Consider the following 23,084-nt stretch of genomic DNA (forward strand, 5'->3'; position numbering starts at 1 on the left):
CCGTGTGTGTCCCTGGCGCGCCGCGGCGCGCGCCGTCGCTTGCCGCGCCCGCCGCGCGGCACCGGTGGCCCGCCCCGGTTGTGATCCAGCGGGCTTCATGTTAAAAAGCCCGTCCTTTCCGTTTTCGCGCCGGCCCTGCTGCGGCAATTTCCCATGACTTACTGCGCGATCGATTTCGGCACGTCCAATTCCGCCGTGGCGCTGCCCGACGGCGACGGCATGCGCCTCGCGCCCGTCGAGGGCGACCACCTGACGCTGCCCACGGCGATCTTCTTCAACAACGACGAGGAAACGGTCGAATACGGCCGTGCGGCGCTGGCTTCCTATATCGACGGTTTCGACGGCCGGCTGATGCGCTCGATGAAGAGCATCCTTGGCTCGCCGCTCGCGGAGACGACGACCGATCTCGGCGACGGCAGCGCGATCGCGTACACCGAAATCATCGCGCGCTTCCTGACCCACCTGAAACGCAAGGCCGAAGCGCGCGCGGGCGCGCCGATCGGCCGCGCGGTGCTCGGCCGGCCCGTGTTCTTCGTCGACGACGATCCGCGCGCCGACCGTCTCGCGCAGGATCAGCTCGCGGCGGCCGCGCAATCGGTCGGTTTCGCGGACGTTCACTTCCAGTACGAACCGATTGCCGCCGCGTTCGACTACGAATCGCGCCAGCAGGCCGAGCGCCTCGTGCTCGTCGCGGACATCGGCGGCGGCACGTCCGACTTCTCGCTGGTGCGCGTCGGGCCCGAGCGGATGGCGCGGCTCGAGCGCAAGGACGACGTGCTGGCGCACCACGGCGTGCACGTCGCGGGTACCGACTACGACCGGCGTGTCGAACTGGCGGCGATCCTGCCCGCATTCGGCTACCGTTCGCTCGACCCGGAAGGGCGCGAACTGCCGAACAAGATCTACTTCGATCTCGCGACCTGGCACCTGATCAACACGGTCTACACGCCGAAGCGGCTCGGCGAGCTGAAGCTGATGAAGCACCTGTACCAGGACGTGCGGCAGTACGACCGGCTCACAAGCGTGGTCGAGCAGCGGCTCGGGCATGCGCTGATGGCGCGCGCGGAAGAGGCAAAGATCGGCGTCGCGGCGGGCGGGGAGACGATGATCGACCTGAACGACGTGGAAGAAGACCTGCTGATCGCGTTCGACGCCGATCGCCTCGTCGATGCGAGCCGTGACGACACCACACGCATCGTCGACGCCGCGCGCGAGACGGTGCGGCTTGCGGGCATCGCGCCGCGCGAGGTCGGCGCGCTGTACTTCACCGGCGGTTCGACCGGGCTCGCGTTCCTGTCGGGTGCGCTCGCGGGCGCGTTTCCGGAGGCGCAACCGGTATTCGGCGACCGCCTCGCGAGCGTCGCGACGGGCCTCGGCATTCACGCGCAGCGATTGTTCGGTTGAATGGCGGCAGGCGGAAGGGCGTAGCTGCCATCCCGCATCGGCGCCCAAAAACAAAAAGCCCCGCCGAAGCGGGGCTTTTTTACACGAATTATCGCGCCAAGCTTAGACCGGACGGATGTTCGCAGCTTGCAGACCCTTCGGGCCCGTCTTCACTTCGAATTCAACCTTCTGGTTTTCTTGCAGCGTCTTGAAGCCTTCGACGCGGATTTCCGAGAAGTGCGCGAACAGATCGTCGCCGCCGCCTTCCGGGGTGATGAAGCCGAAGCCCTTTGCGTCATTGAACCACTTGACGGTACCGGTTGCCATGTTACTTGTTCCTAAAAAGATAAAACGGGGCCGAAGCCCATGGGGTGCGGAAAATCAAGGAAGGGGTAATAGGACCACCGGAGTACCGTTGATGGGCGAACTACGAAAGAACCAATTCACTCGCCACCTGAAATCCTGCGAAGTCCTTTATACGGCTAATCGCGCTCATGGTCAACCGTATTCCCATGCTCTCAGGGTTATTGCGTATATCAGGTTTACAAAGCTTGCAGGCGATGCGAATTTTTTGTAGGGGCCGAACGGTTTTGGCGGCACGTTCGAGGTGCAACCGTTAAACTACGCGCCGCGCGGACGGGTTGCCCCGATCGGATGACTCGTCCCCCAAGAATGCGTGCGCGGTGCTGTCCGAGCCGATCCCGGACCGCGGGCCGACCATGCTTTTTGAGACACAGGAGAGGATGTGAAGAGTTCTATTCAACGGAACATCGGCCCGTTTGCATTGATGCTGACGGGGCTGGGTTCGATTATCGGCTCGGGCTGGCTGTTCGGTGCCTGGAAAGCCGCGAAGATCGCCGGTCCGGCGGCGATCTGCGCATGGATCATCGGTGCGGTCGTGATTCTTGCGATTGCACTGACGTACGCCGAACTGGGCGCGATGTTCCCCGAGTCGGGCGGCATGGTGCGCTACGCGCGCTACTCGCACGGTTCGCTGGTCGGTTTCATCAGCGCATGGGCCAACTGGATCGCGATCGTTTCCGTGATCCCGATCGAGGCCGAAGCGTCGATCCAGTACATGAGTACGTGGCCGTATCCATGGGCGCATGCGCTGTTCGTGAACGGCGAGTTGACGACACCCGGCCTGCTGCTGTCGGCCGTGCTGGTCGTCATCTACTTCATGCTGAACTACTGGGGCGTGAAGGCCTTTGCACGGGCGAACACCGCGATCACGATCTTCAAGTTCCTGATCCCGGGCGCCACGATCCTCGGCCTGATGCTGACGAGCTTCCATTCGGAGAACCTCGGCACCGCGTCGAATGCGAGCTTCGCACCGTATGGCTGGTCGGCCGTGCTGACCGCGGTCGCGACGAGCGGCATCGTGTTCGCGTTCAACGGTTTCCAGAGCCCGGTGAACCTGGCGGGCGAAGCGCGCAATCCGTCGCGCAGCGTGCCGTTCGCGGTGATCACGTCGATCCTGATCGCGCTCGTGATCTACGTGCTGCTGCAGATGGCGTACATCGGCTCGGTGAATCCGGCTGACGTCGCGCAGGGCTGGGCGCACTTCAATTTCTCGTCACCGTTCGCGGAACTCGCGATCGCGCTGAACCTGAACTGGCTCGCGATCCTGCTGTACATCGACGCGTTCGTCAGCCCGAGCGGCACCGGCACGACCTACATGGCGACGACCACGCGGATGATCTACGCGATGGAGCGCAACAACACGATGCCGAAGATGTTCGGCAACGTGCACCCGATCTACGGTGTGCCGCGCCAGGCGATGTGGTTCAACCTGCTCGTGTCGTTCGTGTTCCTGTTCTTCTTCCGCGGCTGGAGCTCGCTCGCGGCGGTGATCTCGGTTGCAACGGTGATCTCGTACCTGACCGGCCCGATCAGCCTGATGGCGCTGCGCCGCGCGGCGACCGACATCGAGCGCCCGCTGTCGATCCCGCTGATGAAGCTGATCGCACCGTTCGCGTTCGTGTGTGCGTCGCTGATCCTGTATTGGGCGAAGTGGCCGCTCACGGGCGAAATCATCCTGCTGATGATCGTCGCACTGCCGGTGTACTTCTACTTCCAGGCGAAATCGGGCTGGACCGGCTGGGGCGCCGACCTGAAGGCTGCCTGGTGGCTGGTCGCGTACCTGCCGACGATGGCCGTGCTGTCGCTGATCGGCAGCAAGGAATTCGGCGGTCACGGCTACCTGCCGTACGGCTGGGACATGCTGATCGTCGCGGCGATCTCGCTGGTGTTCTACTTCTGGGGCGTGAATACCGGTTACCGGACCCAGTATCTCGACGAGCGCGAGTCGCACGACGAGATACTCGAAGGGGTCGGCGCCTGACGCATGACCTGTCGCCGGATTCGGCGGCGGCGGGAAGCAGCGGAAAAAGCCCGCCCGAGCGATGCTCGGGCGGGCTTTTTGTTTGCGAAGGCGTCGCGGCTCAGGCGTTGGCGCTCGCGAACACGTAGTTCGTCATCGCGAGCACGCGCTGGTAGGTGCCGAGCGACTGGATGCCGAGCTGGTAATCGTCGTCCGCCGCGCCGAGCGCCGTGAAGACCGGCAGCAGATGCTCGTCGGTCGGATGCATCAGCACCGCGTGCGGCGCCTGCCGGCGGTAGTCGAGCAGCGCATCGACATCGCGCGCGGCGAGCTTCGCCTCGAACCAGTCGGTGAATTCCGCGACGCGCGGGTCCGCATCCTCGGGCGCGGCACCGAAATCGGCCGCACGCAGGTTATGCGTGATCTGGCCCGAGCCGATCACCATCACGCCTTCGTCACGCAGCGGCCGCAGCGCACGGCCGAGCGCGAAGTGGTGCGCCGCATCCGCGCGCGGCTGGATCGACAGCTGCGCGACCGGCACGTCCGCCTCCGGGAACATCAGCAGCATCGGCACCCACGCGCCGTGGTCGAGGCCGTGCTCGGTCGTCGCGGTCGCGATGCCGGCCGCATTCAGCAGCGTGGCCGCGCGTTCGGCGACGTCGGGCGCGCCCGGCGCCGGATAGCGGATGTCGTACAGCGCCTGCGGGAAACCGTAGAAATCGTGAATCGTTTCCGGATGCGCGGCGACGCTCGCGACCGGCCGTTGCGTGCCCCAGTGCGCGGACAGCATCAGTACCGCGCGCGGGCGCGGCAATTCGGCGCCGAGATGCGTGAATGCGCCGGACGGCAGCGTCGGGTCGATCGGCAGCGTCGGGGCGCCGTGGGACAGGTACAGCGAAGGCAAGCGGTTCATGGTGGTGGCCTGCAAAAAGGGTGTTTGCCTGTGACTATAGGCGCGCACCGCGTATTGATAAATCCGCGTGGCGGAATTTGATTGACGCTTGTTTGTTGATAATCGTCGCAACGTAATGCGTGACGGTGTGCGAAATCGTCAGTACGCGTGCAATCGAGTGAATTGCCGTGAAAATCGGCGAAGATGAGCGAAGAAGGGGGCTTACTGCGCGTGCCGGATGCCGGCCCAGGGTGTCGTCTGCGGCGCGCTGAGCGCGAACAGGTCGAGGACGCGCGTGACGGTCTGGTCGACGAGTTCCTCGATCGTCTTCGGCATCGCGTAGAACGCGGGCAGCGGCGGAAAGACGATGCCGCCCATCTCGGTGACGGCGGTCATGTTGCGCAGATGCGCGAGGTTGAACGGCGTTTCGCGCACCATCAGCACGAGACGGCGGCGTTCCTTCAGCGTGACGTCGGCCGCGCGTGTGATCAGGTTGTCGGACAGCCCGTGCGCGACGCTCGCGAGCGTCTTCATCGAACAGGGTGCGATCACCATCCCGTCGGTCGCGAACGAACCCGACGCGATCGTCGCACCGACGTCGCGCACCGAGTGCACGACGTCCGCTCGGCGTTCGACCTCGGCCTTCGGCAGCTTCAGTTCATGCTGGATGTTGAGCCAGCCGGCGTTCGAAATCAGCAGGTGCGTTTCGACGCCGCCCGCGGCGCGCAGCAGATCGAGCAGCCGGACGCCGTAGATCGCGCCGGTGGCGCCGGTGATCGCGACGATCAGCCGGCGTGGCGGCGCGCTGGGAGAGGCCATCGAAAGGGCAGCGGCTGCCGCGTGTCAGGCGGCGGCGAACAGTTGCTGCAGTTCGCCCGACTGGTACATCTCCATCATGATGTCCGAGCCGCCGATGAATTCGCCCTTCACGTAGAGCTGCGGAATGGTCGGCCAGTTCGAGAATGCCTTGATGCCCTGGCGGATTTCGTCGTCTTCCAGCACGTTGACCGTCTTGAACTGGTCGACGCCGCAGGCTTTCAGCACCTGCACGGCGCGGCCCGAGAAGCCGCACATCGGGAATTGCGCGTTGCCCTTCATGAAGAGCACGACCTGGTTTTCGTCGACGATTTGCTTGATGCGTTGTTGGGTGTCCATGACTGACCTTGCGTTTGCGGGGCGTTAGATCGAAATGATAGCGGATTTCAACCGGGCGAGCCGGGCGTCAGCCCGGCCGCCGGCCGCCTGTCGTGCGTTCGATCGAGGCGAGATCGGCGAGCGATTCGACCGCGACGAAGCCGTGCGAGGCGAGAATGTCGCGGACGGCTTCGGCCTGATCGTAGCCGTGCTCGATCCAGAGCGTGCCGCCTGGTTTCAAATGGGCGCCGGCGCCCGCGACGATCGTGCGGATCGCGCTGAGGCCGTCGGCGTCGTCGGTGAGTGCGCCGCGCGGCTCGAAACGCAGGTCGCCCTGCGCGAGATGCGGATCGTGCTGCGCGATGTACGGCGGGTTGCTGACGATCGTGTCGAACACGAGCGCCGGATCGAGCGCCGCGTACCAGTCGCTCTGCAGCCACTGCAGCGGGCCGCCGGGGCGGCCTGCGTCGAGCAGCTTGCCTGCGTTGCGCTGCGCGACGACCAGCGCGGCCGGCGAGCGATCAAGCGCCCACACGCGTGCATCGGGGCGCTCGGCGGCGATCGACACGGCAATCGCGCCACTGCCGGTGCCGAGATCGAGCACGGCCGGATGCGGCAGCCCGTCGATCGCATCGAGCGCGGCTTCGACGAGCAGTTCGGTTTCGGGGCGCGGGATCAGCACGTCGGGCGTCACGTCGAACGGGCGGCCGAAGAACTCGCGGATCCCGACCAGTTGCGCGACGGGTTCGCCGGCGACGCGGCGCGCTTCGAGCGCGCGGTAGCGTTCGACCGCGGCCGCATCGAGCGGCGCATCGCCGCGCGTGATCAGCTGTGTGCGGGTCCAGCCGAGCGCGTGCGCGAGCAGCACGCGTGCGTCGACCGCGTCGAGCGGTGACGCGCGCAGCAATTCGGCGGCGGTGGTGTCGGGCATCGCGGCCTCAGTCGGCTTCGCCGAGCGACGCGAGCAGCTCGGCCTGGTGCTCGCTGACGAGCGCGCCGATCAGTTCGTCGAGATCGCCGTCCATGATCGCCTCGAGCCGGTACAGCGTCAGGTTGATCCGGTGGTCGGTCATCCGGCCTTGCGGAAAGTTGTACGTGCGGATCCGTTCGGAACGGTCGCCGGAGCCGATCAGGCTCTTGCGCGTCGCGGCTTCCTTCGCGTGCTGCTCGTGATACTGCTTGTCCTTGATGCGCGCGGCGAGCACCTTCAGCGCGCGGTCCTTGTTCTTGTGCTGCGAGCGGTCGTCCTGGCATTCGACGACGATCCCGGTCGGGATGTGCGTGACGCGCACCGCCGAATCGGTCTTGTTGATGTGCTGGCCGCCCGCGCCGGATGCGCGGAACGTGTCGATCCGCAGGTCGGCCGGGTTGATCTCGACTTCGCCGATCTCGTCGGCTTCCGGCATCACCGCGACCGTGCACGCGGACGTATGGATGCGCCCCTGTGTCTCGGTCGCCGGCACGCGCTGCACGCGATGGCCGCCCGATTCGAACTTCAGGCGCGAAAACGCGCCCTGGCCCGCGATCCGCACGATCACTTCCTTGTAGCCGCCGAGATCCGACGCGCTCTCCGACATCATTTCGACCTGCCAGCGCTGGCGTTCCGCGAAGCGCAGGTACATGCGCAGCAGGTCGCCCGCGAACAGCGCCGATTCGTCGCCGCCCGTGCCCGCGCGGATTTCGAGGAAGATGTTGCGATCGTCGTTCGGATCCTTCGGCAGCAGCATCTTCTGCAGCTCGGTCTCGAGGCGCGCCATATCGTCGCGCGCGCTGCGGATTTCGTCTTCGGCGAAGTCCCGCATCGACGGGTCGGCGAGCAGTTCCTGCGCGGCCTTCTCGTCGCTGCGCGACTGGCGCCACAGCGCGTATTGCTCGACGACCGGGCCGAGTTCCGCATGTTCACGCGTCAGCTTGCGGTACTGGTCGAGGTCGGCCGTGACGTTTTCGCGGCTCAGCAGGTCGTTCAGTTCGGCCAGCCGTGTGGACAGCTGGTCGAGCTTGCGTTGCATGCTCGTTTTCATGGTGTGGAGCGGCGCTCCCGGGCAAGGGGTATTCGGAAAGGATAGGCCGGCGCGGGGCCGGCGGCAGGGCGACCGGGCGGCGCTAGTGGCCGGACTGGTCGTTCGAGCGCGGCGCGTGCTGGTAGAAGCCGCGCATCAGGTCGATCAGCGAATCGCGATCGGCGCCGTTCACGCGGTTGAGCGCGCTCGTCGGGCCGTGGATCAGCTTGTTGGTCAGCGCCTGCGACAACGCCTCGAGTACGGCGGCCGGATCGTCGCCGCGTGCGAGCAGTTTCAGCGCCTTGTCGACTTCGGCGCGGCGCAGCGCGTCGGCCTGCGTATGCATGTGACGAATCACCGGCACGACGCTGCGCGTGTCGAGCCATTGCATGAAATTCTGCACGCGCGTCTCGATGATCGCTTCGGCCTGCGCGACCGCGGCCTGGCGCGACGCGTTGCCTTCGCGCACGATCGCGCCGAGATCGTCGACGGTGTAGAGGAACACGTCCTTCAGCTTGCCGACTTCGGGCTCGATGTCGCGCGGCACCGCGAGGTCGACCATGAAGATCGGGCGGTGGCGGCGTGCCTTCACCGCGCGCTCGACCGCGCCGAGGCCGATGATCGGCAGCGTCGATGCGGTGCACGACACGATGATGTCGAATTCGTGCATGCGGGTCGGCAGGTCGGCCAGCGGCATCGCGCGGCCGTTGAAGCGTTCGGCGAGCCGCTGGCCGCGTTCGGCCGTGCGGTTCGCGACGACGAGTTCGCGCGGGCCTTGCGCGGCGAAGTGCGTCGCGCACAGCTCGATCATCTCGCCGGCGCCGATGAACAGTACGCGCTGATCCGACACCTTTTCGAAGATCCGCTGCGCGAGGCGCACCGCGGCGGCGGCCATCGACACCGACTGCGTGCCGATTTCCGTCGTGCCGCGCACTTCCTTCGCCACCGCGAACGTGCGCTGGAACAGCTGGTTCAGATAGGTGCCAAGCGCGCCGGCTTCCGTCGCGGTGCGGACCGCGTCCTTCATCTGGCCCAGAATCTGGGTTTCGCCGAGCACCATCGAATCGAGGCCGGACGCGACGCGGAATGCATGCCGGACCGCTTCCGACTGCGGCAGCGCGTACACATGCGGGGCGAGCTCGTCGACCGGAATCCGGTGATACTCCGACAGCCAGCGGACCGCGCCTTCGCGCGCCGCGCGATCGTCGGTCGCGCAATACAGTTCGGTGCGGTTGCAGGTGGAGAGGATCGCCGCTTCGGGCGTATTGGGTGCCTGGGGGCCGAGAAACACGTTCTTGAACGTGACGAGAGCCGGCTTGATCTGCTCGAGCGGAAACGCCACGCGTTCGCGCAAGGCGACAGGCGCAGTGTGGTGATTGATTCCGATCGTGAGGAGTTGCATATCGAGGGCTATCGTTTAGCCCCATATTATAGCGTTTCAGCGATTTCCTCACTCGCGGCATACCGGGCATCAGCGTGGCGGGGCCGGGAATTTGGGGGTTCGATCGGCACGCGGTCGAGCTGATAGCCGTAGCCGTAGAGCGGCAACAGCCGGTAGCCGCGCTCCGGGAGCAATTGCAACTTGCTGCGCAGCCGGGATGCGTGCGTATCGAGCGTGCGCGACTTCATGTCGCGGCGGCGCCCCCACACGGTTTCGAGGATATGGGCGCGCGACACGGGCCGCGACAGGTTCGTGAACAGCAGCTGGGCGAAACGGAATTCCTTGGGCGTCAGTGAAACGATTGCGTTGCCGAAGCGCACGAGGTCGTGCGTTGCGTCGAATGCGTATTCCCCATACATTTCGCGCGAGCGGGTCGGCGGCCGGCGTACGCCGGCGCGCCGGCTCAGTGCGTTGACGCGCGCAAGCAGCTCGGGGCCGCTCACGGGCCGCGCGAGGCAATCGTCGGCGCCCGCGTGCAGGCACGAGACGATTTCGCTTTCGCGCGGCGACTGCATCACGGCGATGGCCGGCAACCCGGGCAGGACCGTCTGCGCGCGCGGAATGACTTCCTCGGCGGGCTGATCGCCGGCCCAGTGGCCGGTGATCAGCATGTCGCAGGTGTTGTCGGCCGCGAGCCACGCGAAGAAGGCGGTGCTGGACGGAAACGCGTGGCACACGTGACCGCCCGCGAAGAGCAGCCGGTTCAGGAGCGCGGCGCGACGCGACTCGGGATCGATCAGAGCGATTCGCATGAGAGTTTCTTCATTACGGTAGCCGGTGCGCGCTTGCCATAACGTCGAGTCGGCCCCTACACTCGAACGTTCGCGGCACCCGGCTGGTCTCGGGTTCGATGGATGAATCGATGCTAGCCGCTGGTAACGTTCACGCCTATGGGACGAATCTGAATTTATAGAAGGCGTCGAATGAACTGGTTTGGAATCATTGTCCTGGGAGCGGCCGTCGGGCTGTTCGGCCGCTGGCTGCATCCGATGCGGCGCACGAGTCGGCCGGCGTGGTGGATCGCGGTGCTCGCCGGCATCGTCGGTGCGGCCGCCGCCCGCATGGCCGGCAATCTCTCGGGACTGTTTTACGATGGCGAGACGCTCGAATGGCCGGTCTGCACCGGCGTCGCGTTCCTTGCCGTAGCCGTGACGGTCGCGCTGTCGGCCCGTCGCTGAATGCTCTCAGGTGAAATCATGAATGCCCGTCTTCCCGAAGTCTCGCCGGTGCCGGCCCGCCTTGCGCTGTTGCGCGGTGCCATGGCCCGCGAGGACCTGGCCGCCTATCTCGTGCCGTCCGCCGATCCCCATCTGTCCGAGTATCTGCCCGAGCGCTGGCAGGCGCGCCGCTGGCTGTCCGGCTTCACGGGCTCGGTCGGCACGCTGGTCGTGACCGCGGATTTCGCGGGGCTATGGGTCGACAGCCGCTACTGGGTACAGGCCGACGCCGAGCTGGCCGGCACGGGCGTGCAGCTGATGAAGATGACGGGCGGCCAGCAGAGCGCGCCGCATGTCGACTGGCTGGCGCAGAACGTGCCGGCCGGCGCGACGGTCGGCGTCGACGGCGCGGTGCTCGGCGTCGCGGCGGCGCGCGGGCTGACGGCCGCGCTGAGCGCGCGCGGCATCGCGCTGCGCACCGATCTCGACCTGCTCGACGCGATCTGGCCGGAGCGGCCGGGGTTGCCCGGCGACGCTGTGTTCGAGCACACGGCGCCGCAGGCCGACACGACACGCGCGAGCAAGCTGGCCGAGGTGCGTCGCGCGATGCACGCGCAGGGCGCGCAGTGGCATTTCGTGTCGACGCTCGACGATCTCGCCTGGCTGTTCAACCTGCGCGGCGCCGACGTCAACTTCAATCCCGTGTTCGTTGCGCACGCAATGATCGGCGCCGATCGTGCGACGCTGTTCATCGCCGACGGCAAGGTGTCGCCGGCGCTGGCCGAGTCGCTCGCGCGGGACGGCGTCGACGTCCGTGCGTACGGCGACGCGCGCGCGTCGCTCGCGGCGTTGCCCGCCGGCGCGACGCTGCTGATCGACCCGCGCCGCGTGACGTTCGGCACGCTCGAGGCCGTGCCGGCGGGCGTGAAGCTCGTCGAGGCGGTGAATCCGTCGACGTTCGCGAAGTCGCGCAAGACGTCCGCCGAGATCGAACACGTGCGCGTGACGATGGAACACGACGGCGCCGCGCTCGCGGAATTCTTCGCATGGTTCGAGCAGGCCGTGAACCGCGAGACGATTACCGAGCTGACGATCGAGGAGAAGCTCACGGCCGCACGCGCACGGCGCCCCGGCTACGTGTCGGCGAGCTTCGCGACGATCGCGGGCTTCAACGCGAACGGCGCGATGCCGCACTACCACGCGACCCGCGAGTCGCACGCGACGATCGCCGGCGACGGCCTGCTGCTGATCGATTCGGGCGGCCAGTACATGACGGGCACGACCGACATCACGCGCGTCGTGCCGGTCGGCACCGTCAGCGACCTGCAGCGGCGCGATTTCACGATCGTGCTGAAATCGATGATGGCGCTGTCGCGCGCACGCTTCCCGCGCGGCATCCGCTCGCCGATGCTCGACGCGATCGCGCGCGCGCCGATGTGGGCGGCCGGGCTCGATTACGGCCACGGCACCGGGCATGGCGTCGGCTATTTCCTGAACGTGCACGAAGGCCCGCAGGTCATCTCGCACTACGCGCCGGCCGAGCCGTACACGGCGATGGAAGAAGGCATGATCACGTCGATCGAGCCTGGCGTATACCGTCCGGGCCAGTGGGGCATCCGGATCGAGAACCTGGTCGTGAACCGCGCGGCCGGAAAGACGGAGTTCGGCGATTTTCTCGCGTTCGAGACGCTGACGCTGTGCCCGATCGACACGCGCTGCGTGCTGATCGAGATGCTGCACGACGAGGAACGCGCATGGCTGAACACGTATCACGCGACGGTGCGCGAGCGCGTCGGCAGGCACGTGAGCGGCGATGCGAAAGCGTGGCTCGACGCGCGCACGCAGCCGATCTGACGCCGCCGGCGGCAACGGCCGGACCATAAGCCGACATAAGCCGAACGACAGAACCGAGGGCAAGCCATGACGGACACCGCAGTGATCGTGATCGACATGCAGCGCGGGCTGGTGGAGCGGGCGCGGCCTGCCTACCGGCTCGACGAGGTCGTGTCGGGCATCAACCGGTTGACGGCGGCCGCGCGCGCGGCCAACGCGCCCGTCTGTTTCGTGCAGCACGACGGCGATGCGGACGACGACATCGTGCCCGGCACGCCGGGCTGGGAGCTGCATGCGGGGCTGGTCGTCGGCGGCGACGACTGGCGCGTGCGCAAGCAGGTGAGCGATTCGTTCCACGACACGCCGCTCGCGGCGCAGCTCGATCGGCATGGCATCCGTTCGGTGCTGATCTGCGGTTATGCGACGGAGTTCTGCGTCGATTCGGCCGCGCGCCGCGCCGCGCTGCTCGGCTACCGGACGACCGTCGTGTCCGACCTGCACACGACGAACGAGCGTGCGCACCTGTCGGCCGCGCAGATCGTCGCGCACCACCACTTCATCTGGAACAACAACTCGCTGTCGGGCAACGCGGTGACGCCGCGTCCGCTCGCGGAAGTCCTTGCTGCGGAGTTTGCATGACGATCAAGGCCGTGGTGTTCGATTTCGGCGGCGTGCTGATCGACTGGAGCCCCGAGTACCTTTACCGTGAGCTGATTCCAGACGAAACCGAGCGTCGCTGGTTTCTCACGCACGTGTGCGCGATGGACTGGGTGATCCGCCAGGACGGCGGGCAGACGATCGAGGAAGGCACGGCCGAGCTCGTCGCGAAGTTTCCGGAGCACGAGGCGCTGATCCGCGCGTTCTATGCGCGCTGGCACGAGATGATCCGCGGCGTGCTGGAAGAGGGCGCCGCGCTCGTCGACCGGCTGGACGCGCAGGGGATGCCGCTGTTCGGCCTGACGAACTGGTCCGCGCAGACGTTTCCGTACGCGTGGGACAACTTCCCGGTGCTGCGGCGATTCAGGGACATCGTCGTGTCGGGCCGCGTGAAGCTCGTGAAACCCGATCCGGCGATCTATCGCGAGATGCATGCGCGGATCGTGCCGCACCTGCCGGGTATCGCGCCGCACGAGCTCGTGTTCATCGACGACAACGCGAAGAATGCGCAGGCCGCGACGGCGCTCGGCTGGCACGGCATTCATCACACGAGCGCGGCGGCGACCGAGGCACGGTTGCGCGAACTGGGCGCGCTCGCGTAAGCGACAGCGGGCGACCGCGCGGCGATAAAAAAAGCGGGCCACGGGCCCGCTTTTTCGTTCTGCCGATCCGGAGGCGGCCGCCTCGGGCATTCGGCCCCGCGTTGCCGCGGTGCCGGATGCCCAGGCCGGCGTGCCGGTCAGCGGCTGATCGGCTTGTAGCGCAGACGCTTCGGCTTCGCGGCTTCCTCGCCGAGGCGCGCACGCTTGTCGGCTTCGTACTCCTGGTAGTTGCCGTCGAAGAACGTGACCTGCGAATCGCCTTCGAACGCGAGGATGTGCGTCGCGATCCGGTCGAGGAACCAGCGATCGTGCGAGATCACCATCACCGAGCCCGCGAATTCGAGCAGCGCGTCTTCCAGCGCGCGCAGCGTTTCGACGTCGAGATCGTTCGACGGTTCGTCGAGCAGCAGCACGTTGCCGCCCGAGATCAGCGTCTTCGCGAGGTGCAGACGGCCGCGTTCACCGCCGGACAGGTTGCCGACGATCTTCTGCTGGTCGCCGCCCTTGAAGTTGAAGCGGCCGATGTACGCCCGCGACGGCGTTTCGTACTTGCCGACCGTCAGCACGTCGGCGCCGCCCGAGATTTCCTCGAACACCGTCTTCGAGCCGTCGAGCGCGTCGCGGCTCTGGTCGACGTACGCGAGCTTCACCGTCGGGCCCATCACGACTTCACCCGAATCCGGCTGTTCCTTGCCCGTGAGCATCTTGAACAGCGTCGACTTGCCGGCGCCGTTCGGGCCGATGATGCCGACGATCGCGCCGGCCGGAATCTTGAAGCTCAGGTTGTCGATCAGCAGGCGGTCGCCGAACGACTTGCTGACGTTCTTGAACTCGATCACTTCATTGCCGAGGCGTTCGCCGGCCGGAATGAAGATTTCCTGCGTTTCGTTGCGCTTCTGGTATTCCTGGCTGCTCAGTTCCTCGAAGCGCGCGATACGCGCCTTCGACTTCGCCTGACGGCCCTTCGGGTTCTGGCGCACCCACTCCAGTTCCTTCTTGATCGCCTTCTGGCGTGCCGATTCCGATGCTTCTTCCTGCTTCAGGCGCTCTTCCTTCTGGTCGAGCCAGCTGCTGTAGTTGCCCTTCCACGGAATGCCGTGGCCGCGGTCGAGTTCGAGAATCCACTCGGCTGCGTTGTCGAGGAAGTAGCGATCGTGCGTCACGGCGACGACCGTGCCGGGGAAGCGCACCAGGAACTGCTCGAGCCAGTCGACCGATTCGGCGTCGAGGTGGTTGGTCGGTTCGTCGAGCAGCAGCATGTCCGGTTTTTCGAGCAGCAGCTTGCACAGCGCGACGCGGCGCTTTTCACCGCCCGACAGATGCTCGATCTTCGCGTCCCAGGGCGGCAGGCGCAACGCGTCGGCCGCCACTTCGAGCTGCTGCTCGGGGCTGCCGCCGTCGCTCGACGCGAGGATCGCCTCGTACTTCGCCTGCTCGGCCGCGAGTGCGTCGAAATCGGCGTCCGGTTCCGCGTAGGCCGCGTAGATTTCTTCCAGCTTCTTGTTGGCCTGGAACAGGTCGCCGAGGCCTTCCTCGACGGCTTCGCGCACGGTCTTCGTCGGATCGAGCTGCGGTTCCTGCGGCAGGTAGCCGATGTTCAGGTTCGGCATCGGCGTGGCTTCGCCCTCGATGTCCTTGTCGACGCCCGCCATGATGCGGATCAGCGTCGACTTGCCCGAGCCGTTCAGGCCGAGCACGCCGATCTTCGCGCCGGGAAAGAACGACAGCGAGATGTCCTTCAGGATCTGGCGCTTGGGCGGCACGATCTTGCCGACCCGGTTCATCGTGAAAACGTATTGGGCCATTTCGGTGTGAAAGTCAGAAGTGGTTGAGACGGCCGCGCAGCGTGCGGGCGTGGCGGCGTCGGGTGATTCGGTACGGAGCGTGCCGCGCGGGGCGCGGCGGCGGCGCCGCGTGTCGGCGGCGCGAACGCGTATTGTACTTCGCCGCCGGCTGCCGCTGGCGCCGCGCAGCCGTCCGGATGCGTCGCGTTACAGCCACGCGGCGACGCCGCCGTGCCCCGAGCACGTGCCGCGTCGATGGCGGCTGAAGCTGTACGTGCCGTCGCGGCAGCGCGCGCTCGCCCCGTCCGGCACGCGGCCCGATTTCGAATGCGCGGGCGCGTGCACGGTCTCGCCGTCGCGGTTGCGATACGTGTCGTGACGGTCGAGATCGGCTTCGTTGCCGTAGCCGGGCGATGCGCGGTACGCGTGTGCGGGGTGGGGCAACGCGGCGCAGGTGACAAGGAAGACGGCGGACAGTGCCGCGATGCGTGTCGCGCGGCGGAACAGGGCAGGCATGGTCTCTCCCGGTCGGTTTGTTGTTATCGATGTCGGGCGGATCGCCCGCGCCGCATGTTAACGGATCGGCGTCCGACCGGTGCCGGTGCCGGCGCCGCGCGGCGGCGCGACGCTACGCCGCGCCGGACATCGACGCCGCGCCGTCCGCCTGCGCGGCCTCGAGAATCCAGCGGCGGAACGCGGCGACCTTCGGCCGCTCGGCGTGATGCGGCGGATAGACGAGGTAGTACGCGAAATCGTCGAGCCAGGCGACCTCGGCAAGCTGCACGAGTCGCCCGCTCGCCAGCGCTCCGCGCACCATCGCGGCCGGCAGCAGCCCGGCGCCCTGGCCGGCGACGATCGCCTGCAGCAGCAGGCCCGAGTCGTCGAACGCGGGGCCGCGCGGCGGCCCGAAATCGTCGATCCGCTGCGCGCCGAACCAGATGTGCCAGCCCTTGCGCTCGGCGTCGTGCAGGTGCGGCCAGCCGACGAGGTCGGCCGGCGTCGCCGGCCTGCCGAGCCGCGCGACGAGTTCGGGCGACGCGAGCGCGACGATCTCCACCGTCAGCAGGCGCTCGCTGCACAGCCCGATGTAGCGCCCGAGGCCGTGACGGATCGCGACATCGACGCCGTCGCGCGAGAAATCCGCGAGCGCGTGGCTCGTGACGACCTGCAGGTCGACGTCCGGGCACGCGTGCCGGAACTGCGCGAGGCGCGGGACGAGCCACGCGGACGCGAAGAACGGCGTGACGCTCACCGTCAGCACGCCGCTGTCGGCGGCGCCCGACACGCGCTGCGACGCGTCGGCGATCTGCCGGAACGCGTTGCGCACGGGCGGCAGGTAGTCGCGGCCGGCGGCCGTCAGCAGGATGCCGCGGTTCACGCGCTCGAACAGCTGCACGCCGAGATGCGCCTCGAGCGTGCGGATCATCTGGCTCACCGCGCCGGGCGTGACCGACAGCTCTTCGGCGGCCGACTTCACCGACAGGTGGCGGGCGGCAGCTTCGAAGGCGCGCAGGGCGTTGAGTGGCGGAAGGCGGGAACGATTCATTCAGTTTTTCTAAAGCGAAAGGCCGACGAAATATCGTTTGAGGCCGCGTGTATGCGCGAGTACCGTTGATGTATCGGATCACACGTTGCGTGACCGCGTTTCGGTAGCGGATGCGATCAACATAGTTCATCTATATCCATGAGGCAATCCGGGCGCTGCCTGGCGGCCGGTGGAACCTGAGAGGAGCATCGTCATGAACCGCCCGGGCGCACCGCGCCTCTTCTACGGCTGGTACGTGGTCGCGGCCGCGTTCGCCGTCACGTTGGTCGGGTTCGGCAGCGCGTATACGTTCAGCGCGTTCGTCGAGTCGCTGCAGCGGGATTTCGCCGCGTCGCGCGGGCAGATTTCGCTTGTGTTCTCGCTCGCCGGCTTCCTGTATTTCGGTTTCGGCATCGTCAGCGGGCCGCTGGCCGATCGCTTCGGCTCGCGGCGGCTCGCCGTCGCCGGGATGTTGCTGACCGGCGCGGGGCTCGCGGCGGCCGGCGCGGCGCACACGCTGCTGCAGGTCTATGTCGCGTACGGGCTCGGGGTCGGACTCGGCGTCGGCTGCGCGTACGTGCCGGCCGTCGGTGCCGTGCAGCGCTGGTTCGTGCGCCGGCGCGGCTTCGCATCGGGGCTCGCGGTCGCGGGGATCGGCGTCGGCACGCTCGTGATGCCGCCGCTCGCGTCCGCGCTGATCACGCATGCCGGCTGGCGCGGCGCGTATTTCACGCTCGCCGTGATCGCGGTCGTGCTGGGCGCAGGCATGTCGCTGCTGATCGAGAACGATCCGCGCGGGCGCGGACTGCTGCCCGATGGCGATGCGGCCGACGATGACAGCCGGCATGCCGGTGCCGCCTCGGCCCGTGTGAAGGTGCAGGCCGGGGCGACCGTGCGCGAAGCCGTCACGTCGCGGCCGTTCGCGAGCCTCTACGCGGCATGCCTCGTGTGCTCGTTCGGCGTGTTCGTCCCGTTCGTTCACCTCGTGCCGTACGCGCTCGATCACGGCGTCGCGCCGCCCAAGGCCGTGCTGCTGCTCGGGGCGATCGGCGTCGGCAGCACGGCCGGGCGCTTCTTCCTCGGCGGCCTGGCCGACCGCTTCGGCCGCCGCGCATCGCTGCTGGCGATGTTCGCCGGCATGGCCGTGGCGCTCGTCGCATGGGCGGGGGCAGGCACCGTCGCGACGCTCGCCGCGTTCGCGCTCGTGTTCGGCGTGTTTTATGGCGGCTGGGTCGCCGTGCTGCCGGCGGTCGTGATGGACTATTTCGGCGGGCGCAACGTGAGCGCGATCATCGGCATCCTGTACACGAGCGTCGCGTTCGGCACGCTGATCGGCCCGGCCGCCGCCGGCTTCATCTACGACGCGGGCGGCGGTTATCTCGTGCCGATCCTCGCGAGCGCCGCCGCGAATGCGATCGCGTTCGCGATCGTCGCGACGACCGGACGGGCGCCGGCGGCCGCGCGCGCAACCGGCGGATAGGCGCATCCGGCTGGGCGCGCCGCGCGATTTCCGGTAGCGTGGCCGGACCGGCAACCATCGGCCAACGGTCAGGGAGGCATCGTGACATTCGACGACGTCCGGCAGATCGCGCTTGCGTGGCGCGGTGTCGAGGAGGGCACGTCGTACGGCACGCCCGCACTCAAGGTGAAGGGCAGGATGCTCGCGCGGCTGCGCGAGGACGGCGACACGCTTGTCGTGAAGGGTGTCGGCCCCGACGAGCGCGCCTGGCTGATCGAATCGGAACCCGACGTGTATTACGTGACCGATCACTATGCCGGCTGGCCGATCGTGCTGGTCCGCCTGTCGGTCGCGCACCCCGACGCCGTGAAAAACCTGCTTCTGCGCGAATGGCACGCGATCGTCCCGGCCAGGTGGCGGGACGAAGCGGCGCACTGACGGCGCGGAATCCGGCACCACGCCGGATCAAGCGTTGCATCGGTTCGCATCGATGCAACGAGTGGTTCCATCGAAATTCTTCAATTGGTTCTTAGTGACGAACCGTTTGATGCTTACACTCCTTCGCTTCGAAGGCGGCTGACGACAGCCGATGGAAAGGGCGCACGCGATGCGCCGGCGTCTTGCACGCCGCATCGCACCCGCAGCTTCGCAGACTGCGCGGGCGCACCGACCCGAACGGCCCCTCCGGCCTCACGCCCGCGTGCGACGCACGCGCGGCCGCAGCCGGAATCAAGAACGACAACGCCCCACGCCGCCTTCACGCGACACCCGGTCATACCGGAACCGTTTTTTGGAGAGAGACAGATGAGTGGAAGCAACACGGGCCTCGGCACGGGCCTGAAGCAGCGTCACGTGACGATGATGTCGATTGCCGGCGTCATCGGCGCGGGCTTGTTCGTCGGCTCCGGCCACGCGATCGCGGAAGCCGGTCCGGCATCGATCCTCGCGTATGCGATCGCGGGCGTGCTGGTCGTGCTGGTGATGCGCATGCTCGGCGAAATGGCCGTCGCGCATCCGGACAGCGGGTCGTTCTCGACCTATGCCGATCGCGCGATCGGCCATTGGGCCGGCTTCACGATCGGCTGGCTGTACTGGTGGTTCTGGGTGCTCGTGATCCCGATCGAGGCGACGGCCGCCGCGACCATCCTCAATGCATGGTTCCCGGGCGTCGCGACGTGGATCTTCGCGCTCGGCATCACGCTGCTGCTTACCCTCACCAACCTCTTCTCCGTCAAGAACTACGGCGAATTCGAATTCTGGTTCGCGCTGATCAAGGTCGTCGCGATCGTCGTGTTCCTGTGCATCGGCGGCGCGGCGATCGTCGGAATCATCCCGGCGCCCGCCGTATCGGGCGTGTCGAACCTGTTCGCGCATCACGGCTTCATGCCGAACGGTGCCGGCGCGGTGCTGGCGGCGATGCTGACGACGATGTTCTCGTTCCTCGGCACCGAGATCGTGACGATCGCGGCCGCCGAATCGGACAACCCGCAACGCCAGATCGTGCGCGCGACCAACTCGGTCATCTGGCGCATCACGCTGTTCTATCTCGGCTCGATCCTGATCGTCGCGGCCATCGTGCCGTGGAACGACCCGCTGCTGCCGAAGCACGGCTCGTATCAGCGCGCGATGGAACTGATCGGCGTCCCGAACGCGAAAGCGATCATCGACGTGATCGTGCTCGTGTCGGTCGCCAGTTGCCTGAATTCGGCGCTGTACACCGCGTCGCGGATGCTGTTCTCGCTGTCGAAGCGCAAGGACGCGCCGGCGTTCCTGCATCGCACCGATTCGACCGGCACGCCGCGCGCGGCCGTGCTCGCGTCGACCGCATTCGGCTTCGTGACCGTGATCGCGAACTACCTGATGCCGGAGCAGGTGTTCGGCTTCCTGCTCGCGACGTCGGGCGCGATCGCGCTGCTCGTGTATCTGGTGATCGCGATCTCGCAACTGCGGATGCGCAAGACGCTCGAATCGACCGGCGCCGACCTGACGCTGCGCATGTGGCTGTTCCCGTGGCTCACGTGGGCGGTGATCCTGTTCATCTGCGGCACGCTGACCGTGATGTTCGTCAGCGAGGAGCATCGGATGGAAGTGGGGGCGACGGCCGTGCTGGCGTTGATCGTGCTGCTGGCGTCGTGGCTGAACAAGCGTGGGCGCGATGCGCAGGCGAGCGCGGGGCGGCGGGTGTCGGCGACCTGATGTCATGACGAAGCGGCGTCGGACGCACGGCGTTCGCCGCTGGCTGGCGGAACGTCCCGCAATGAAAATGGCCCGACGGCGCTTGCCGTCGGGCCATTCGTTTTTCGTGCCGGGCACGTGTTGCGCGATGCCGCGCGATTCACACGGCATCGGTCGATGCAACGCTCAGACGTTGAACAGGAAGTTCATCACGTCGCCGTCGTGCACGACATATTCCTTCCCTTCTGCGCGCATCTTGCCGGCTTCCTTCGCACCCTGTTCACCCTTGTACGCGATGAAGTCGTCGAACGCGATCGTCTGCGCGCGGATGAAGCCGCGCTCGAAGTCGGTGTGGATCACGCCGGCTGCCTGCGGCGCCGTGTCGCCGATATGGATCGTCCACGCGCGCACTTCCTTCACGCCCGCGGTGAAGTAGGTCTGCAGGCCGAGCAGCTTGAAGCCTGCGCGGATCACGCGGTCGAGGCCCGGTTCTTCCATGCCCATGTCGGCGAGGAACGCTTCCTTGTCCGCATCGTCGAGATCGGCGATTTCCGCTTCGATCGCCGCGCACACGGCAACCACCGGCGCATTCTCGCTTTCCGCGTACTTGCGCACCGCCTCGAGGTGCGGGTTGTTCTCGAAGCCGTCGTCCTTCACGTTGGCGACGTACATCGCCGGCTTCGCGGTGATCAGGCAGAACGGCTTGAGCAGCGCCGCTTCGTCGTCCGACAGCGCGAGGCCGCGCACGGCCTTGCCCTGGTCGAGCTGCGCGCGCACTTTCTCGAGCACCGCGACGAGCTTCGCCGCTTCCTTGTCGTTGCCCGACTTCGCGGCCTTCGAATAGCGCGTGAGCGCCTTCTCGACGGTGCCGAGGTCGGCCAGCGCGAGTTCGGTGTTGATCACTTCGATATCGTCGATCGGGCTGACCTTGCCGGCGACGTGAATGACGTTCTCGTCCTCGAAGCAGCGCACGACGTGCGTGATCGCGTCGGTTTCGCGGATGTTCGCGAGGAACTGGTTGCCGAGGCCTTCACCCTTGCTCGCGCCCGCGACGAGGCCCGCGATGTCGACGAATTCGACGACGGCCGGCACGACACGCTCCGGCTTGACGATCTCGGAGAGCGCCTTCAGGCGCGTATCGGGCACTTCGACGATGCCGACGTTCGGTTCGATCGTGCAGAACGGGTAGTTCTCGGCGGCGATGCCGGCCTTGGTCAGCGCATTGAACAGGGTGGACTTGCCGACGTTGGGCAAGCCGACGATGCCGCATTTGAGACTCATGGAATCCTTCGGACGGGTAAGGCGGCGCGGCCGGACAGGGCACGGCGGCGCGGGAAAAAAAGGGCGGCCGGCGCGTGGAGCGCGGCGGGCCGACGGTCAAAGACGCTATTGTACCGTGCCGACGCCCCGGATTCCGGGGTTGCGCCGAACGGCCGATGCGACGGGCCGCCGCGCCGCATCGGCCGCCAGCGATTCTGCTGATTTCCCGCAAAGTCCGGCCGCGTAAGGGTTTGGCCCCGCGGCTATAATGCCCGCCATGACTGCCCACCACTCCTTCGACGTCGCCGTGGTCGGCGGCGGGCTCGTCGGCAAGACGGCCGCGCTCGCGCTGACCCAGTCCGGCTACAAGACCGCCTTGCTTGCCCAGCCGGCCACGCCGCGCCCCGCCGATCTCGCGTTCGACACCCGCGTCTACGCGCTGTCTTCCAGTTCGCAGGCGCTGCTCGAGCGGCTGCGGGTCTGGCAGGCGCTCGACCACGGCCGGCTCGCGCCCGTCTTCGACATGCGCGTGTACGGCGATGCGCATGCGGAACTGCATTTTTCCGCCTACCAGGCCTCCGTGCCGCAACTTGCATGGATCGCCGAATCGTCGCTGGTCGAGACGTCGCTCGACGCCGCCCTGCGGTTCCAGCCGAACCTCACGTGGTTCGACGCGCGCGCACAGGGCTTCGACGTGCGCGACGACGCGGCCGTGCTCACGCTGTCGTCGGGGCAGGTGCTCGAAGCCGATCTGGTCGTCGGCGCCGACGGCGCGCATTCGTGGGTGCGTTCCCAAATGGGGGCCCGGGTCGAACGGCGCGATTACCGGCAGACGGGCGTCGTCGCGAACTTCAAGGCGTCGCTGCCGCACCGCGAGACGGCCTACCAGTGGTTCCACGAGGGCGAGATCGTCGCGCTGCTGCCGCTGCCGGACGGCCACGTGTCGCTCGTGTGGTCCGCGCACACCGCGCATGCCGATGAATTGCTCGCGCTCGACCCCGCGCAGCTCGCGGCCGAGGTCGAGCGCGTGTCGCACGGCCAGGTCGGCACGCTCGAATGCGTGACGCCGGCCGCCGGTTTCCCGCTGGCGCTGCAGACGGTCGACAAGCTGATCGCGCCGCGCGTCGCGCTGGTCGGCGATGCCGCACACCTGATCCACCCGCTCGCCGGGCAGGGGATGAACCTCGGGCTGCGCGACGTCGCGGCGCTCGTCGACGCGATCGCGGGCAAGGAAAGCTTCCGCAACCTCGGCGACACGGTGCTGCTGCGCCGCTACGAGCGTTCGCGCCGCGAGGACATCCGCGCGCTGATGGTCGCGACCGACGGCCTGCAGCGGCTCTTCGCGGTGCCGGGCTCGCTCGCGAAAGCGGTGCGCAATGCGGGCATGGCCTTCGTCGGTGCGCAGCCGCTCGTGAAGCGCTGGCTCGTGTCGGCCGCGCTCGGCTGAACGAACCTTCCG

Annotated in this window: 22 protein-coding genes; 10 read left to right on the top strand and 12 right to left on the bottom strand. The window is 67.3% G+C overall.

What is annotated here, in order from left to right; all coding sequences use genetic code 11:
• Window positions 1-153: 153 nt before the first annotated feature.
• A complete protein-coding gene (locus VXM69_RS21590) occupies window positions 154-1,404 on the top strand; it encodes an Hsp70 family protein (RefSeq protein WP_034187504.1) in 1,251 nt (416 codons plus the stop codon).
• A gap of 102 nt (window positions 1,405-1,506) precedes the next feature.
• Here the strand turns inward: VXM69_RS21590 and VXM69_RS21595 are convergent, their stop codons facing one another.
• Window positions 1,507-1,710: a cold-shock protein gene (locus tag VXM69_RS21595; protein WP_006477070.1), complete on the bottom strand. Its 204-nt coding sequence runs from the start codon at window positions 1,708-1,710 to the stop codon at window positions 1,507-1,509.
• A gap of 418 nt (window positions 1,711-2,128) precedes the next feature.
• Between VXM69_RS21595 and VXM69_RS21600 the strand changes: the two genes are divergently transcribed.
• Window positions 2,129-3,727 carry an APC family permease gene (locus VXM69_RS21600; protein ID WP_034187503.1) on the top strand — a complete coding sequence of 533 codons (1,599 nt, stop codon included), beginning with the start codon at window positions 2,129-2,131 and terminating at the stop codon, window positions 3,725-3,727.
• A 100-nt stretch (window positions 3,728-3,827) separates the two neighbouring features.
• Here the strand turns inward: VXM69_RS21600 and VXM69_RS21605 are convergent, their stop codons facing one another.
• The 7 genes from VXM69_RS21605 to VXM69_RS21635 form a co-directional block, all read right to left on the bottom strand.
• Window positions 3,828-4,619 (bottom strand): class III extradiol ring-cleavage dioxygenase, encoded by a 792-nt coding sequence (locus tag VXM69_RS21605; RefSeq protein ID WP_069705996.1) that lies wholly within the window; start codon window positions 4,617-4,619, stop codon window positions 3,828-3,830.
• 201 nt (window positions 4,620-4,820) lie between these two features.
• The gene (locus tag VXM69_RS21610) at window positions 4,821-5,417 is read right to left on the bottom strand and encodes a UbiX family flavin prenyltransferase (RefSeq protein WP_034187501.1); all 597 of its coding nucleotides are present in this window, start codon (window positions 5,415-5,417) and stop codon (window positions 4,821-4,823) included.
• A 24-nt stretch (window positions 5,418-5,441) separates the two neighbouring features.
• A complete protein-coding gene (gene grxD / locus VXM69_RS21615; RefSeq protein WP_006477066.1) occupies window positions 5,442-5,753 on the bottom strand; it encodes a Grx4 family monothiol glutaredoxin in 312 nt (103 codons plus the stop codon).
• Window positions 5,754-5,820: 67 nt separating this feature from the next.
• Window positions 5,821-6,663, bottom strand: a complete 843-nt coding sequence (prmC, locus tag VXM69_RS21620) for a peptide chain release factor N(5)-glutamine methyltransferase (RefSeq protein ID WP_034187500.1) — start codon at window positions 6,661-6,663, stop codon at window positions 5,821-5,823.
• A gap of 7 nt (window positions 6,664-6,670) precedes the next feature.
• Window positions 6,671-7,753, bottom strand: a complete 1,083-nt coding sequence (prfA, locus tag VXM69_RS21625; RefSeq protein WP_034187499.1) for a peptide chain release factor 1 — start codon at window positions 7,751-7,753, stop codon at window positions 6,671-6,673.
• An 82-nt stretch (window positions 7,754-7,835) separates the two neighbouring features.
• Window positions 7,836-9,134 (bottom strand): glutamyl-tRNA reductase, encoded by a 1,299-nt coding sequence (gene hemA, locus VXM69_RS21630; protein WP_059557517.1) that lies wholly within the window; start codon window positions 9,132-9,134, stop codon window positions 7,836-7,838.
• Window positions 9,135-9,160: 26 nt separating this feature from the next.
• The gene (locus tag VXM69_RS21635; protein WP_034187498.1) at window positions 9,161-9,925 is read right to left on the bottom strand and encodes a response regulator transcription factor; all 765 of its coding nucleotides are present in this window, start codon (window positions 9,923-9,925) and stop codon (window positions 9,161-9,163) included.
• Between the two features lie 171 nt (window positions 9,926-10,096).
• On the opposite strand from VXM69_RS21635, the gene VXM69_RS21640 reads away from it, so the two are divergent.
• The 4 genes from VXM69_RS21640 (at window position 10,097) to VXM69_RS21655 (ending at window position 13,422) form a co-directional block, all read left to right on the top strand.
• On the top strand, window positions 10,097-10,351 hold the full coding sequence (locus tag VXM69_RS21640) for a hypothetical protein (RefSeq protein WP_034187497.1): 255 nt from the start codon (window positions 10,097-10,099) through the stop codon (window positions 10,349-10,351).
• An 18-nt stretch (window positions 10,352-10,369) separates the two neighbouring features.
• Complete coding sequence (locus tag VXM69_RS21645) at window positions 10,370-12,184, top strand: aminopeptidase P family protein (protein ID WP_034187496.1); 1,815 nt, start codon at window positions 10,370-10,372, stop codon at window positions 12,182-12,184.
• A 66-nt stretch (window positions 12,185-12,250) separates the two neighbouring features.
• Window positions 12,251-12,802: a cysteine hydrolase family protein gene (locus VXM69_RS21650; RefSeq protein WP_034187495.1), complete on the top strand. Its 552-nt coding sequence runs from the start codon at window positions 12,251-12,253 to the stop codon at window positions 12,800-12,802.
• Window positions 12,799-13,422: an HAD family hydrolase gene (locus tag VXM69_RS21655; RefSeq protein ID WP_049028997.1), complete on the top strand. Its 624-nt coding sequence runs from the start codon at window positions 12,799-12,801 to the stop codon at window positions 13,420-13,422. The genes VXM69_RS21650 and VXM69_RS21655 overlap by 4 nt, the downstream gene beginning before the upstream one ends.
• A 137-nt stretch (window positions 13,423-13,559) precedes the next feature.
• Here the strand turns inward: VXM69_RS21655 and ettA are convergent, their stop codons facing one another.
• From ettA to gcvA, 3 genes are all read right to left on the bottom strand, one after another.
• Window positions 13,560-15,227, bottom strand: coding sequence for an energy-dependent translational throttle protein EttA (gene ettA / locus VXM69_RS21660; protein WP_006494122.1), 1,668 nt, complete (start codon window positions 15,225-15,227; stop codon window positions 13,560-13,562).
• Between the two features lie 186 nt (window positions 15,228-15,413).
• Complete coding sequence (locus tag VXM69_RS21665) at window positions 15,414-15,722, bottom strand: DUF3761 domain-containing protein (protein ID WP_069705994.1); 309 nt, start codon at window positions 15,720-15,722, stop codon at window positions 15,414-15,416.
• Between the two features lie 112 nt (window positions 15,723-15,834).
• Window positions 15,835-16,752, bottom strand: coding sequence for a transcriptional regulator GcvA (gene gcvA / locus VXM69_RS21670; RefSeq protein WP_226230009.1), 918 nt, complete (start codon window positions 16,750-16,752; stop codon window positions 15,835-15,837).
• Between the two features lie 193 nt (window positions 16,753-16,945).
• Between gcvA and VXM69_RS21675 the strand changes: the two genes are divergently transcribed.
• From VXM69_RS21675 to gabP, 3 genes are all read left to right on the top strand, one after another.
• Window positions 16,946-18,211, top strand: a complete 1,266-nt coding sequence (locus VXM69_RS21675; RefSeq protein WP_367190150.1) for an MFS transporter — start codon at window positions 16,946-16,948, stop codon at window positions 18,209-18,211.
• An 81-nt stretch (window positions 18,212-18,292) separates the two neighbouring features.
• Window positions 18,293-18,628 carry an MmcQ/YjbR family DNA-binding protein gene (locus VXM69_RS21680; RefSeq protein ID WP_034187490.1) on the top strand — a complete coding sequence of 112 codons (336 nt, stop codon included), beginning with the start codon at window positions 18,293-18,295 and terminating at the stop codon, window positions 18,626-18,628.
• Between the two features lie 366 nt (window positions 18,629-18,994).
• The gene (gene gabP, locus VXM69_RS21685) at window positions 18,995-20,386 is read left to right on the top strand and encodes a GABA permease (protein WP_049034433.1); all 1,392 of its coding nucleotides are present in this window, start codon (window positions 18,995-18,997) and stop codon (window positions 20,384-20,386) included.
• 165 nt (window positions 20,387-20,551) lie between these two features.
• Here the strand turns inward: gabP and ychF are convergent, their stop codons facing one another.
• The gene (gene ychF / locus VXM69_RS21690) at window positions 20,552-21,646 is read right to left on the bottom strand and encodes a redox-regulated ATPase YchF (protein ID WP_034187488.1); all 1,095 of its coding nucleotides are present in this window, start codon (window positions 21,644-21,646) and stop codon (window positions 20,552-20,554) included.
• 247 nt (window positions 21,647-21,893) lie between these two features.
• Here ychF and VXM69_RS21695 point away from each other — a divergent pair, with 247 nt between their 5' ends.
• Window positions 21,894-23,072 carry a UbiH/UbiF family hydroxylase gene (locus VXM69_RS21695; protein WP_034187487.1) on the top strand — a complete coding sequence of 393 codons (1,179 nt, stop codon included), beginning with the start codon at window positions 21,894-21,896 and terminating at the stop codon, window positions 23,070-23,072.
• Window positions 23,073-23,084: the final 12 nt, after the last annotated feature.

Source organism: Burkholderia sp. Ed8 (assembly GCF_040761425.1).
Classification (GTDB): domain Bacteria; phylum Pseudomonadota; class Gammaproteobacteria; order Burkholderiales; family Burkholderiaceae; genus Burkholderia; species Burkholderia seminalis.